10 protein-coding genes are annotated in these 14,015 nt (G+C 68.4%); 6 read left to right on the top strand and 4 right to left on the bottom strand.

Translation table 11 applies throughout. The features are described 5' to 3' along the window. Window positions 1-2: 2 nt before the first annotated feature. Both V7Z82_RS03030 and V7Z82_RS03035 read left to right on the top strand, forming a co-directional pair. Complete coding sequence (locus V7Z82_RS03030) at window positions 3-290, top strand: hypothetical protein (protein ID WP_334147841.1); 288 nt, start codon at window positions 3-5, stop codon at window positions 288-290. A gap of 2 nt (window positions 291-292) precedes the next feature. Beyond that, a complete protein-coding gene (locus V7Z82_RS03035; RefSeq protein ID WP_334148325.1) occupies window positions 293-1,009 on the top strand; it encodes an alpha/beta hydrolase in 717 nt (238 codons plus the stop codon). A gap of 9 nt (window positions 1,010-1,018) precedes the next feature. On the opposite strand, the gene V7Z82_RS03040 is transcribed toward V7Z82_RS03035, so the two are convergent. Continuing rightward, window positions 1,019-2,080 (bottom strand): AI-2E family transporter, encoded by a 1,062-nt coding sequence (locus V7Z82_RS03040; RefSeq protein WP_334147843.1) that lies wholly within the window; start codon window positions 2,078-2,080, stop codon window positions 1,019-1,021. A 178-nt stretch (window positions 2,081-2,258) separates the two neighbouring features. Here V7Z82_RS03040 and V7Z82_RS03045 point away from each other — a divergent pair, with 178 nt between their 5' ends. Together V7Z82_RS03045 and V7Z82_RS03050 are read left to right on the top strand one after the other, a co-directional pair. After that, window positions 2,259-4,190: a glycosyl transferase gene (locus V7Z82_RS03045; RefSeq protein WP_334147846.1), complete on the top strand. Its 1,932-nt coding sequence runs from the start codon at window positions 2,259-2,261 to the stop codon at window positions 4,188-4,190. Beyond that, window positions 4,187-5,125 (top strand): tetratricopeptide repeat protein, encoded by a 939-nt coding sequence (locus tag V7Z82_RS03050; RefSeq protein ID WP_334147848.1) that lies wholly within the window; start codon window positions 4,187-4,189, stop codon window positions 5,123-5,125. The genes V7Z82_RS03045 and V7Z82_RS03050 overlap by 4 nt, the downstream gene beginning before the upstream one ends. Before the next feature lie 11 nt (window positions 5,126-5,136). On the opposite strand, the gene glgB is transcribed toward V7Z82_RS03050, so the two are convergent. The 3 genes from glgB to glgX all read right to left on the bottom strand — a co-directional run bounded on the left by glgB (window position 5,137) and on the right by glgX (window position 11,579). Then, window positions 5,137-7,338, bottom strand: a complete 2,202-nt coding sequence (gene glgB / locus V7Z82_RS03055; protein WP_334147850.1) for a 1,4-alpha-glucan branching protein GlgB — start codon at window positions 7,336-7,338, stop codon at window positions 5,137-5,139. Further along, on the bottom strand, window positions 7,335-9,419 hold the full coding sequence (locus V7Z82_RS03060; RefSeq protein ID WP_334147852.1) for an alpha-1,4-glucan--maltose-1-phosphate maltosyltransferase: 2,085 nt from the start codon (window positions 9,417-9,419) through the stop codon (window positions 7,335-7,337). Before V7Z82_RS03060 ends, glgB begins: the two co-directional genes overlap by 4 nt. A gap of 87 nt (window positions 9,420-9,506) precedes the next feature. Continuing rightward, the gene (glgX, locus tag V7Z82_RS03065) at window positions 9,507-11,579 is read right to left on the bottom strand and encodes a glycogen debranching protein GlgX (protein ID WP_334147854.1); all 2,073 of its coding nucleotides are present in this window, start codon (window positions 11,577-11,579) and stop codon (window positions 9,507-9,509) included. Window positions 11,580-11,671: 92 nt separating this feature from the next. Here glgX and V7Z82_RS03070 point away from each other — a divergent pair, with 92 nt between their 5' ends. Next, on the top strand, window positions 11,672-12,847 hold the full coding sequence (locus V7Z82_RS03070; RefSeq protein ID WP_334147856.1) for a cysteine desulfurase family protein: 1,176 nt from the start codon (window positions 11,672-11,674) through the stop codon (window positions 12,845-12,847). A gap of 9 nt (window positions 12,848-12,856) precedes the next feature. Beyond that, window positions 12,857-13,954, top strand: coding sequence for a tRNA 2-thiouridine(34) synthase MnmA (gene mnmA / locus V7Z82_RS03075; protein ID WP_334147858.1), 1,098 nt, complete (start codon window positions 12,857-12,859; stop codon window positions 13,952-13,954). Window positions 13,955-14,015: the final 61 nt, after the last annotated feature.

A 14,015-nucleotide genomic window follows, 5' to 3' on the forward strand; every position in this document is an offset into this window, starting at 1 on the left:
CCATGCCCCGCTCCCGACGCCGGCCTCAGGCGCGCCCTGACACTGAAGACTCGCTCGATCGGCTGATCGCCGGCTGGAAGCGCTCCGAGACCCGTCGTGGCACGGAATGGACCGTGCAGCCGGTCTCTGCCGCGCAGGCGCAGAAGGAATACCTCTGCCCTGGCTGCGGCAGGCAGATCGTCGAGGGCACCGCTCATCTGGTCGCGTGGAGGGCGGACGGCGTGCTGGGCGACGCCGCCGACCTGGCAGCTCGCAGACACTGGCACACACACTGTTGGAGGATGGCGTGAGCATCGAGATCCGCGGACCGATCGAGCTTCCCGCTCGACGTGAGGACATCGTCCTGGAGACGGCGGACGGGCTGAGCCTTGTCGGCGAGCTGGCGCAGCCGGAGAGCGGTGCGCCGGTGGCGACGCTGGTCACCCTGCATCCGCTCCCCACCGCCGGCGGATTCATGGACTCGCACATCCTGCGCAAGGCCGCCGGCCGTCTCCCCGCGCTGGCCGACCTCGCGGTCCTCCGCTTCAACACCCGTGGCACGACTTCCCCGCGAGGCACCAGCGACGGCGCCTTCGACGGGGGCGCGGCCGAGCAGTTCGACGTCGCGGCCGCAATGGCGTTCGTCACGGAGCGGTCCCTTCCTCGGCCCTGGCTGCTCGGCTGGTCCTTCGGCACCGAACTCGCGCTGAAGTACGGACGGCAGCACGACATCGAGGGAGTGATCCTGCTGTCGCCGCCGTTGCATCGAGCGACGGACGCGGAGGTGGCCGCCTGGGCTGAGACCCACGTGCCCGTCGTGGTGCTCGTGCCGGAGTTCGACGACTATCTGCGTCCGGCGGAGGCGACCGCACGATTCGCCTCGATTCCGCAGGCCACGCTGATCGCGGTCGAGGGCGGGAAGCACCTCTGGGTCGGCGAGACCCAGACGCGTCGGGTGCTCACGGAGATCGTCGCGGCCGTGAACCCCGCTGCACTGCCGCTCGCCACGCACTGGCCGGCGGCGGATTGAGCATCGCTGTCAGAGTTCGTTCATCCGCGGGATGAGCACCTGGCGGTAGATGATCAGGATGCTGGCTGCCACCGGGATGGCGATCAGTGCGCCGAGGAGTCCGAGCAGGCTGCCACCGGCGAGGGCTGCCACGACGACGACCGCTCCGGGTACGGACACCGCTCGGCTCATGATGCGCGGCGAGATCACGTACGCCTCGATCTGCATGTAGATCAGGTAGTAGATCGCTGCAGCCAGTGCGGTCTGCGGCGACCCGAGGCCTGGGATCAGGCAGATCAGCACGATCAACGTCGACCCGGTCAGGGTGCCGACGAGTGGGATCAGCGAGAAGAAGAACGCGATCACGGCGAGCACGGCGGGGAACGGCGCCTGGATGATCGACAGGTAGATCGCGCTGAGGATGCCGTTGATGACGCCGAGCGAGACCTGCCCCATCACGTAGTAACCGACGGAGTCCGTGATCTGGTCCGCGAGGTCGATGAAGCGCTCGCGCTTGGATGCCGGTGCGAGCTGGTAGACGGCGCGCTTGAGCGAGGGCGTGGAGGCGGTCAGGTAGATCGTGAGGATCAACACGATGAATGCGCCGAACATGCCGGCGAGCACCGCGCCACTCGCAGCCAGCACTCCCTGACCGATCGACCCGCCGATCGAGGCGATGTTCGTGGTCAGCCAGTCGGAGACGTACGCGAAGACGTCATCCACCTTGAGATTGGGGAAGGTGCCGACCATCCAGTCCCGGATGTCGTCGAGCAGGGTCTGCCGTTGCACGATCGCCGTGATCTCGGTCACCAGCTGCGAGATCTGTTCCACGAGGACCGGGATGACGATCAGGATGATGCCGACGAAGACGGCGAGCACGCCGAGGATGGTGACCAGCACTGCGAGCCAGCGCGGAAGCCTGCGTCGCTCGAGGAACGTGACCAGCGGGTCGAGCCCGAGGCTGAGGAACAGCGCGGTGCCGACATACAGGAGCACCGTCGACAGGTTCTCGACGCTGCCGATGAGCAGGATGCCCAGACCAACGCCGAGCGTCGCCACGAGGGCGGTGCGGAAGGGGTTGTGAATCTTCATCTGAGCTCCTCGGTACGGCTGCTGCCAGGCTACCGAGGAGGTGGCCACGGCACCCCGCGACGTGCCGTGCGCGGCGCACGCGAACCAGCTTGTGGGCAACACACAGCTGGTTTTCGCTAGTCTGGAATGTCGAGTGTTGCGTCTGGACGGCAGTCCGTGACGCGTGAGGAGACTATTCGTGCGTTTCGTATGGGCCGTTGTGGCCTTCGTGCTGGCTGCAGTGCTCATCGGAGCCGGTATCGCTCAGCGAACCATCTTCATGGGTCCGTCCTCCGAGCAGACGAGGGTCGAGGTCGCGGAGCCGGCGCCATTCCTGCTCATGGACGGCGATGTGCTGCGCAGCCATCCCGGTGCTCAGAACCTGCTGATCCGCGGCGACGGCGAGATCTTCGCCGCGTACGGTCGGACGGCCGACATGCAGGCGTGGCTCGCCGATTCCGACTACAACCACGTGACGGTCGGCGATGATGACGAACTCGATGTCGAGCACGTCGCCGCCCAGCAGGAGCCTGCCGCGACCGAGACCGAGGAGCCGACCGACGGTACCGAGGCGCCGGCGGATGACCCCGTCGCGCGGAACCCCATCGGCTCCGACCTCTGGCTCGACTCGTTCAGCGACACGGACAGGTTGATCGCCGACAACATGCAGCTCCCGGAGGGCGTCAGCGTCCTGGTCGCCTACGACGGCACGAAGAGCGCTCCCGACGACGTCGTGGTCTCCTGGCCGCTCGACACCACCACGCCGCTCGCAGGACCGCTCATGGCGGCCGGTGGCGCGGTGCTGCTGGTCGGCCTGATCCTCTACATCCTCGGCATCCGGCACCAGCGTCGTGGCCGTGGTCCGCGGCGCAAGGGCCCTGGTCCGCTGCCGGTCACGGAACCCATCGACGTCGCCGCACTGCCGCCGAGCGAGCGTGCCGCACTCGATGCCCCGAAGAACGACGCGCCCGCGAAGGCGCCGGACGACGTGGAGGACGCGGAGATCGTGGACGAGGAGAAGGATGCAGGCACACAGCGCTCGGTGCGCGCACGGCGCCCGAAGCGTCGACGTCTGCGTCTGCTCGCGCTTCCCGCCCTCGGCGTCACCGTGCTGCTCGCGGCCGGATGCTCCGCCGAATCCTGGCCGCAGCTGACGGACCCTGCGGCGACTCCCTCGCCGACGCCGACTGTGATCGCGCCCGACAACCAGAAGCCGCCGGCCGTGACCGAGTCGCAGGCGACGCGCATCCTGAACGACATCTCAGCGACGCTCGTCGAGGCCGACACGACGCTGGACATCGACCTCGCGTCGACTCGTCTCGACGGCCCGGCGCTGACGGCGCGCACGACCGAGTACGCCCTGCGCACGGCACTTCCCGAGACCACGCCGCCGGCCGCGATCCCGACCGACAAGGTCGAGGTCGTGCTGCCTGAGGCCACAGATCGCTGGCCGCGCACGGTGCTGCTGCTCTCGAAGAGCACGAGCGATGACACCGTCCCGCCGGTGATCCTCACCGCCACCCAGCAGGACCCGTGGTCGAAGTACAAGGTGTCGAACATCGCCGAGATGTCCGCCGATGTCGCGCTTCCCGAGGTCGCGGCCTCCTGGCTCGGCACCTCGCTTGTTCCCGCTGACTCCGCGTTCCTCAGCGTGCCGCCTGCCGACCTCGCCGCTGCGTTCGCCGATGTCGTGGACACCGGTGAGACCAGCGCCTCCTACGGGCTCTTCGACGAGCAGGCACTCGCGCTCGCGACGTCGATCCGTGACAGCCGTCAGGCCGTGGTGCAGACGCTCGCAGACAACGGAGCCGCCGAGACGTCGTCCGCTGCATTCGACATGGCACCGACCGCTGACGCGCCTGTCTCGATGACCACGCTCGACAGTGGTGCGATCGTCAGCGTGGCGCTCACCGATGCCGAGACGATCGCCCCGACCTCCGCAGATGCCGTGATCCGATTCGGCGACAACGCGCAGGCGAAGGCGCTGACCGGTGTCTCCGAGTCCGCCAAGGGCGTCGAGACCACCTACGAATTCCAGCTCTTCTTCTCGGTGCCGGCCCAGGGCTCATCCGAGCAGATCCGACTCCTCGCCGTCCGTCAGGACCTCGTCTCCGTGAAGGTGATCAAGTGACCGATATTTCCCCAGCAGCCCTCCGTGGGGCTGTCGACCTCTCGAGCCTCCGCAACCGTCCGGCCCCCGGGGCTCCGGTGGCGGGCGTCGGCGCACCGCAGCAGCCGGTCGGCGACGTCGTCGTCGATGCCACGGATGCGACCTTCGGTCAGATCCTGGAGATATCCCGGACGGTTCCGGTCGTCGTGGACCTGTGGGCCGAATGGTGCGGTCCGTGCAAGCAGCTGAGTCCGATCATCGAGAAGGTCACGCGCGAGTACGGCGGACGCGTGCTGCTCGCGAAAGTCGACGTCGATGCGAACCCGCAGCTGTCGCAGAGCTTCCGTGCGCAGTCCATCCCGATGGTCGTCGCGCTGATCGCCGGTCAGCCGGTCCCGATGTTCACCGGGGCAGTGCCGGAGGAGCAGGTGCGCGAGGTCTTCGCCCAGCTGCTGCAGGTCGCGGCGCAGAACGGCGTCTCCGGGACGCTTCCGGTCGGCGGCGCTGATGCCGCTGTCGACGAGGCACCCGCAGAGCCGGAGCTGCCGCCGCTGCACGCCGAGGCGTTCGCTGCGATCGAGAGTGGCGACTACGCTGCCGCGATCGCTGCCTACGAGAAGGCACTCGCAGAGAACCCGCGCGATGAGGATGCGATCGCCGGTCTCGGTCAGGTTCGGCTGCTGCACCGTGTGCAGGGGCTCGAGCTCCAGGCAGCGCGAGCTGCCGCGGCCGCCGCGCCGCTCGACGTGCAGGCGCAGTTCGACGTCGCAGACCTCGACCTCGCCGGTGGCCACGTCGACGACGCGTTCGGCAGGCTGCTCGACCTGTTCCCGCAGCTCCCCGTCGATGAGCGCACCCCGGTACGAGAGCGACTGGTCGAGCTCTTCGGGCTGATCGGTGCAGCGGACCCGCGCGTCATCGCCGCGCGGAACCGCCTCACCTCGCTGCTGTTCTGAGGGCGTGCTGATCAGCCGTGGCTGATCGTCGGCACGTGCGGATCGCCCTGGTAGCGCAGCCACAGCGTCGACAGCGCAGGCAGGGTCAGCGTGGCGACCGCGGCGTCCCCCTCCTGGTGTGCGATCACCATGCCGAGGTTGCCTGAACCGCGTCCGCCGTACTCGCCGGCGTCGGAGTTGAGGATCTCTTCCCACACGCCCTCGCGGGGGAGTGCCAGACGATAGCCGGCGTGCTCGACGCCCGCGAAGTTGCTGATGACGACGAGGCGCCCGCCGTGGGCGTCGCGACGCTCGAACGCGATGACGGTCGGGTTCCAGCTCGGTGCGCCGAGTCGGGTGAACGAGGACGCGTCGTTGTCGCGAACCCAGAGCGGCGCCTGCGCGCGGTACGTCTGGTTCAGCGCCCCCACGAAGCTCTGCAGCTGGCGGTGCGACGGCTGGTCGAGCAGCCACCAGTCGATCTCACGTCCCTCGGACCATTCGGCGAGCTGGCCGAACTCCTGCCCCATGAAGAGCAGCTTCTTGCCGGGGTGGCCCCACATGTACGCCAGGTACGAGCGCACGTTGGCGAGCTGGTGCCAGTGGTCGCCCGGCATCTTCGAGATCAGACTGCCTTTGCCGTGCACCACCTCGTCGTGGCTGATCGGCAGCAGGTAGTTCTCGCCGAACGCGTACACGAACGAGAAGGTCATCTCGCCCTCGTGGTGCGCGCGGTACATGGGGTCGCGCTCGATGTACTGGAGCGAGTCGTTCATCCACCCCATGTTCCATTTGAAGCCGAAGCCGAGCCCGGCGTGGTCGGTCGGTGCCGTGACCCCTGGGAAGCTCGTCGACTCCTCGGCGATCATCATGATGCCGGGGTGCAGCCGATAGGCCGTTGCGTTGACCTCCTGCAGGAAGCGGATCGCTTCGAGGTTCTCGCGACCGCCGTGGATGTTCGGTTCCCACTCGCCGGCGTTGCGGGAGTAGTCGAGGTAGAGCATCGACGCGACGGCGTCGACGCGGAGCCCGTCGACGTGGAACTCGCTGAACCAGTACAGCGCGTTCGCCACCAGGAAGTTGCGCACTTCCGAGCGGCCGTAGTCGAAGATCAGCGTGCCCCAGTCCTGGTGCTCTCCGCGCCGCGGGTCCGGGTGCTCGTACAGCGGCTGGCCGTCGAAGCGCGCGAGCGCGAACGCATCCTTCGGGAAATGACCCGGGACCCAGTCCATGATCACGCCGATGCCTGCCTGGTGCAGACGGTCGATCAGGTAGCGCAGGTCGTCCGGGCTTCCGAAACGGCTCGTCGGCGCGTAGTACCCGCTCACCTGGTAGCCCCAGGATCCGCCGAAGGGGTGCTCGGCGAGCGGCATGAACTCGACGTGGGTGAAGCCGGTCTCGAGCACATGCTCGATCAGCGGCTCGGCGGCGTCGCGGTATCCGAGTCCGCCGCGCCACGACCCGAGGTGGATCTCGTAGATCGACAGCGGCTGCGCGACCGCGTGGGTCGCGGCCCGGCGTGTCATCCAGGCGCCGTCCGACCAGTCGTGCGTCGACGTCGCCACGACCGAGGCTGTCGACGGCGGCACTTCTGCGCTCAGGGCCATCGGATCCGCCTTCAGGATCCAGTGGCCGTCTCGGGTGCGGATCTGGAACTTGTACTTGCTGCCGGCAGCGAGCCCCGGGATGAACAGCTCCCAGAGGCCGCTCACGCCCATCGAGCGCATGGCGTGGGCTTCGCCGTTCCAGCCGTTGTGATCGCCCACCACGCGCACGGCGGTGGCGTTGGGGGCCCAGACGGCGAACGCGACGCCGTCTTCGCCCCCGACGGTGCGCCGGTGGGCTCCCAGCGCCTCCCAGAGGCGCTCATGGCGTCCCTCGGCGATCAGGTGGACGTCGAGCTCTCCCAGCGTCGGGAGATGCCGATACGGGTCTCCTGCGATCGTCTCCTCGTCATCGCCGTAGGCGGTCGCCAGACGGTACGGGACGGGCGGACCGTCGTGGCGCGCCTCCCAGATCCCGTGCGCGGCGTGCTCGAGCTCAAGGCGGCTCCCGTCGGAGAACACCGCCGCGACGGATGCTGCCAGCGGTCGACGAGCACGGATGACGGTGGCCTTGCGGTCAGCGGCATCCGTCACCGGATGGGCGCCGAGCACCGCATGCGGTTCGTGGTGGGATCCGCCTGCGACGGCCTCCCACTCGGCGGATGCAGTGATGTCCTCGATGGAACTCATGCTCGTTCCCTCACCTTCAGGATGTGCACGGGTTCGGCGAATGCGTCGAGCCGTACGTAGTTGTGATCCGCCCAGGTCCAGACTTCGCCGGTGAGCAGATCCTCGACCTCGAACGGGGTTCCGTTGGGCACGCCCCAGACGGTCGTGTCGAGGTGGACAGTGGTCTCCCGCACGGAGTGCGGATCGACATTCGCGACGACGATGATGGTGTCGTGCGTGCCGGTACCGGTGAACGCCGCATCGAGATGCTTGCTGTAGACCAGCACTGCGTCGTCGTCGCTCCAGTGCGCGCGGAAGTTGCGCAGCTGTCGGAGGGCCGGATGCTCGTGGCGGATGGCATTGAGCCGCCGCAGGAGGGGAGCGAGCGATTCGCCGCGTTCCTCTGCGCCCTCCCAATCTCGGAACTTGAACTCGTACTTCTCGTTGTCGATGTTCTCTTCCGAGCCAGGACGGGCGACGTTCTCGATGAGCTCGTAGCCGGCGTACACGCCCCACAGCGGAGCAGCGGTGGCCGCGATGCACGCTCGGATCCGGTAGGCGGCGCGGCCCCCGAACTGCAGGTACTCGGTGAGGATGTCGTGCGTGTTCACGAAGAGGTTCGGGCGCATGTAGTCGCTCGTCTCCTGCGACACCGAGGTGAGGAACTCCTCCAGCTCGTCCTTGGTGTTGCGCCACGTGAAGTAGCTGTAGCTCTGCTGGAATCCCACTGCTGCGAGCGAGCGCATCACGGCAGGGCGCGTGAAGGCCTCGGCGAGGAAGATCACGTCGGGATCCTGCGCGTTGACGGTCGCGATCAGCCACTCCCAGAACTGCAGCGGTTTCGTGTGCGGATTGTCGACGCGGAAGGTCTTGACCCCCTGAGCGACCCAGTGCTGCACGATGCGCAGCATCTCGGCGTAGATGCCCGCCGGATCGTTGTCGAAGTTCAGCGGGTAGATGTCCTGGTATTTCTTGGGCGGGTTCTCGGCGTAGGCGATCGAGCCGTCCGGCAGCGTCGTGAACCACTCCGGGTGCTCGGCGACCCACGGGTGATCCGGCGATGCCTGCAGCGCGAGGTCGAGTGCGACCTCGAGGCCGACCTTCTGCGCCGCGCGCACGAACGCGCGGAAGTCCTGCGCCGTGCCGAGCTCGGCATGGATCGCGTCGTGCCCGCCGTCGGCAGCACCGATCGCGTAGGGCGAGCCGGGATCACCGGGCTCGGTGGTCAGCGTGTTGTTGCGTCCCTTGCGATTGCTGAGGCCGATCGGATGGATCGGCACGAGGTAGAGGACGTCGAAGCCCATCGCCGCGACGCCGGGCAGTCGCTTGGCCGCAGTGCGGAACGTGCCGCTCTTCACGGTGCCGTCCTTGAGGCGCTTGGCACCCTCCGACCGCGGGAAGAACTCGTACCAGGCCGCGACGCCTGCGGCAGTCCGGTCGACGAGCAGCCGCTGTTCGGCGCTCGCGGCGCGCAGCGACGTCACCGGGCGTTCCGCGAAGACGGCGGCCAGGCTCGCGTCGAGGGAGAGGGCGAGAGTCGTCTCCGCTTCGCCGAGGCTGAGCGTCTCGGCATCCGCCTTCAGGCGTCTGCGCTGCGCTGCCGGTCGATCCGTCTCGGCCGCCGCGCGGGTCAGGATCTCTGCGCCGAGTGCGCCCATCACCGGCACGTCCACGCCGGCCGCGACCTTCAGCGAGGCGGCATGCGCCCACGTGGCGAAGTCGTCGGCGAAGCCCTCGAAGCGAAATGTCCAGGTTCCCTGCTGGTCGATCAGGACCTCTGCGGCCCAGCGATCCGTGCCATCTGCGAGCGGCGCGAGTCGGTGCAGGGACTGCTCGCCGTCCGGCGATGTCAGACGCAGATGCACGCCGATCGCGTCGTGCCCCTCGCGGAACGAGACGACGGTGAACGGGACGACTTCGCCGACGAATGCCTTGGCGGGATAGCCGCCTGGCACCGCCGGAGTGCCGTCGAGCAGCGGGATGCGGCCCGCTCTCGTGTCGATGCCGTCGGTGTCGAGGTTGCCGGCGCTGCCCAGGGGGCGCGTCGGGATCTGGGCGGAGCTCCGAAGAACTGAGGACCGGGTACCACTACGTGCAGCCACACCCCGAATGTACCGCCCGTGGCGACCTGCGGAAACGACTTGACAGGGTGCGTCGGCACCCCTTACGTCGATTCGGCTGCAGAGGCGTCACTCCACCCGGAACAGGCGCATCGAGGTGCCGGGGATCGGCAGGACGTCGCCGGGTGCGAAGACCTCGCCGTTCTCGGACGGGCGATCATCGGCGCTCGACCAGAGCGACACGAATCGGGTCGCGTCCTCGATCTCCTCCGGCAGCGTGACGTCGATCGGCGACTCCGTGCCGTGGACGATCAGGAGGATGCGGTTGTACTCCTCGTTCTCCGGCGTGGAGGCGGCCACGTACTGCAGCGTCCGATTTCGCGGATCGTTCCAGTGGCTGCTCTCCATCGTCTCGCCGTTCTGGTCGAACCAGTCCATCACCGAGGCGTTGGGGATGTGCTCTCCCAGGCGCGCGTATCGACTGGGTCGCAGGGCCGGATTCTCCGCGCGCAGCTGGATCAGCCGTGTCACGTGGGCTCTGAGGTCGTCCTGCCACGGCTCGAACTCCCAGCCGAGCCAGGTGAGCGCGGAGTCCTGTGCGTAGGCGTTGTTGTTCCCTCGCTGCGTGCGTCCGACCTCGTCGCCCGCCGTCAGCATCGGGATGCCGGCGGAGAGCAGCAGCGTGCCGAGCAGGTTGCGCATGGCCTTGCGGCGCGCGGACAGGATCGCCGGGTCGTCGGTCGGGCCCTCGACGCCGTGGTTGAACGCGCGGTTCATATCGGCGCCGTCGCGGTTCTGCTCGCCATTGGCCTCGTTGTGCTTGACGTCGTAGGACACCAGGTCGTGCAGCGTGAAGCCGTCGTGCGCCGTGACGAAGTTCACGCTCGCCAGCGGACCTCGTTCGTCGCTGAATGTGTTCGATGATCCGGCGAGCCTGGTGGCGAAGCCGCCGATACCCACCGGTGCGGATGCTCGCCGCGCGTAGTCGATGTCGCTCAGCCAGAAGTTGCGAACGCGATCGCGGTAGCGGTCGTTCCACTCGTGCCATCCTGCAGGGAAGTTTCCGGTGTGCCAGCCGCCGAGGCCGACGTCCCACGGCTCGGCGATGAGCTTCGTGTCGCGCAGCACCGGATCGTTCGCGATCGCGGTGAGCAGCGGGTGCTCCGGTGTGTAGGTGTGCGCCCCGTCGCGGGCGATCGCGGTGGCCAGGTCGAACCGGAAGCCGTCGATCTGCATCTCCTGCGCCCAGTAGCGCAGCGAGTCCAGCACGAGCCTCGCGCCGGCATCCGTCGCGGTGTTCAGCGTGTTGCCGCAGCCGGTGGTGTCGATGTAGATGCCGGAGTCGTCCTGCCGGTAGTAGCTCGCATTGTCGATGCCCCGAAGGCTCGAGCGCGGTCCGCCGATGCCCTCCTCGGAGGTGTGGTTGTAGACCACATCGAGGATGACCTCGAGCCCGGCCTCGTGCAGCAGCCGCACCATGCCCTTGAACTCGGCGAGCACCGCCTCGGGGCCTTCTTTGCGGGCCTCGTCGGTCGCGTATGCCGTGTGCGGTGTGAAGAAGTTGAGGGTGTTGTAACCCCAGTAGTTGGTGAGCCCGCGCTCGAGGAGCCGCGGCTCCGGCACGAAGGCATGCACTGGGAGCAGTTCGACCGAGGTGATGCCGATGGAGTGGAAGTGCTCGATCATCGCGGGATGCGCGAGCCCTGCGTAGGTTCCGTGCAGCGCCGGCGGGACGCCGGGGTGCCGCTTGGTGAGGCCCTTCAGATGACCCTCGTAGATGATCGTTCGGTCGAGCGGCACCCGAGGCTTCTGCGAGTCGCCCCAGTCGAAACCGTCCACGATGACGACGCTGCGCCACTCCTCGTAGCCGTCGCCCTGTGCCAGGCCGCGGGCGTACGGGTCGAGGAGCATCGTCTCCGGGTTGAAGGTGTTGCCCGGTCCGTGCGGGCCGCCCACACGGATCGCGTATCTGGTGCCGGCCTGCAGCAGGGGGGTGGTGACCTCCCAGATGCCGCCGGGCAGGCGATCGAGCGCGATCTGATCCGTTGCCCAATCGAGATCGGTGGCGTCGAACACGACGAGCTCGACCGATGCGGCGTTCTGCGACCAGACGCGGAGCGTGCCGACACCGTCGTGCAGACGCACGCCGAGGTTGTCGAGCGCGGTTCCGCCGGGCGCGGTGAAGTCTCGGGTCGCGGGCATGAATACACCCTAGAGGGCGTGAGCTGCCTGTCCGGACAGCGGTGCACAGACGTGCACGCCTCGGGCGTCGCGAAATGAGGGAGCATGGAGGCATGCGGCATTACCTCGATCACGCGGCGACGACTCCGCTGCGCCCCGAAGCGCGGGACGCGTGGCTCGCGGCCTCGGAGACGGTCGGGAACGCGTCGTCGACGCATGGCGCAGGACAGGATGCTCGCCGGGTGCTGGAAGAGGCGCGCGAACGCGTCGCCGCCGTGCTCGATTCCGACCCGATCGAGGTCGTGTTCACCTCCGGCGGGACGGAATCGATCAACCTCGCACTGCAGGGCCTCTGGAGTGCCCGCAGGGACGGTGCCGACTCGATCGTGCTGCCGGATGCCGAGCATCACGCGACCATGGACACGGTCGCCGCCCTCGCGGCCCGCGGCGCCGTCGTGCGCGCAGTGCCGGTGTCTGCTGAAGCGAGGATCGATCCGGTCGTGTTCGCCGAGCGACTCCCAGGGGCCGCGCTGGCGACCGCACTGATCGCGAACAACGAGGTCGGCACGATCAACGACGCCGCTGCGCTTTCCGCGGCTGCCGCGGCGGCGGGGGTGCCGTTGCACCTGGATGCGGTGTCGGCACTGGGTCACGTGCCGGTGTCGTTCCGTCGACTGCGTGGTCATGCGGGAGCGGGCGTCGGGCTGGTCGCGCTGAGCGTGGCCGGGCACAAGATCGCGGCGCCTGTCGGCATCGGTGCGCTCGTGGTGGCTCGAACCGCTCGTCTCGAGGCGCTGCTTCGCGGTGGTGCGCAGCAGCGCGGATTGCGCGCCGGGACGCAGGACGTTCCCGGTGCGGTGGCGTTCGCGACGGCGCTCGAACTCGCGGAGGCCGAACGGGAGGCGGAGAGTGTCAGGCTCCGCGTGCTGCGGGATCGGCTCGCCGACGGCATCCGAACACGAGTCCCGACCGCTGTGTTGCTCGGCGATCCGGTCGATCGTCTGCCGGGCAATGTCCACGTGCTGTTTCCCGGGGCGGTCGGGGAGAGCCTGCTGTTCCTGCTCGACGTCGCAGGCGTCGCAGCCTCGACCGGGTCCGCCTGCCAGGCGGGTGTCGCAGAGCCCTCGCACGTCGTGATCGCGATGGGGCGCGACGATGCCGATGCCAGGAGCGTGCTGCGTTTCACGCTGGGCCGCACTTCGACGGATGCCGATGTGGACGCCGTGCTCGCCGCGATCGGGGAGGCGTACCTCAGGGCATCCGGGTCCGGTCCAGCTTCGCGCTCGTAGACTGGTCCCATGCGTATTCTTGCGGCCATGAGCGGGGGAGTGGACTCCGCCGTCGCCGCTGCCCGTGCCGTGGATGCCGGTCATGATGTGGTCGGCGTGCACCTCGCGCTCTCGCGTGCCGGCGGGACGCTCCGCACCGGCAGCCGCGGCTGCTGCACGATCGAGGACGCCATGGACGCCCGGAGGGCATCCGATCTCCTCGGCATCCCCTTCTACGTCTGGGACTTCTCGGAGCGGTTCCGCGATGACGTGATCGACGACTTCATCGCCGAGTACCAGGCCGGTCGAACACCGAACCCGTGCATGCGATGCAACGAGAAGATCAAGTTCGCAGCGTTGCTGGAGCGCGCGATCGAGCTCGGCTTCGATGCCGTGTGCACCGGTCACTACGCGACGCTCATCGACGGCGAGCAGGGGCTCGAGCTGCATCGAGCCGCCGACAACGCGAAGGATCAGTCCTACGTCCTCGGCGTGCTGACCGCTGAGCAGCTCGCGCACACCTACTTCCCGCTCGGCACGACGCCGTCGAAGGCCGTCGTGCGCGCCGAGGCCGCCGAGCGCGGTCTCACCGTCGCGCAGAAGCCGGACAGCCACGACATCTGCTTCATCCCCGACGGCGACACCCGAGGATGGCTCGCCGACAAGGTCGGCACAGCCACCGGAGAGATCGTCGACCGCGCAGGCGAGGTCGTCGGCTCGCACGAGGGGGCGCACGCGTTCACGGTGGGCCAGCGTCGCGGGCTCAAGCTCGGGGTGCCGGCAGCCGATGGGAAGCCGCGGTTCGTGCTCGAGGTGCGTCCGGTCTCGAACACGGTCGTCGTCGGACCGAAGGAAGCGCTCGCGATCGGGGAGATCTCGGGGGCGCGGTTCAGCTGGGCAGGAGCTGCGCCGACCGCTGCGGAGTTCGCCTGCGAGGTGCAGATCCGCGCGCACGCCGAGCCAGTGCCGGCGACCGCGTACGTCTCGGCCGAGGGAGTGCGGGTCGTGCCGGATCAGCCGCTCGACGGCGTCGCCCCCGGTCAGACGGCTGTGCTCTACGTGTCGACCCGTGTGCTCGGTCAGTTCACGATCGACCGCACCGTGTCGGCGGTTCCCGCCGGGGTCTGAGCCTGGCCGCTACCGGGCTTGCTGCGTCGACGGCGTCGCGACGGTCTGATGTCGGCGACCG

Origin of the sequence: Microbacterium sp. (assembly GCF_036823965.1) — a bacterium.
GTDB lineage: Bacteria > Actinomycetota > Actinomycetes > Actinomycetales > Microbacteriaceae > Microbacterium.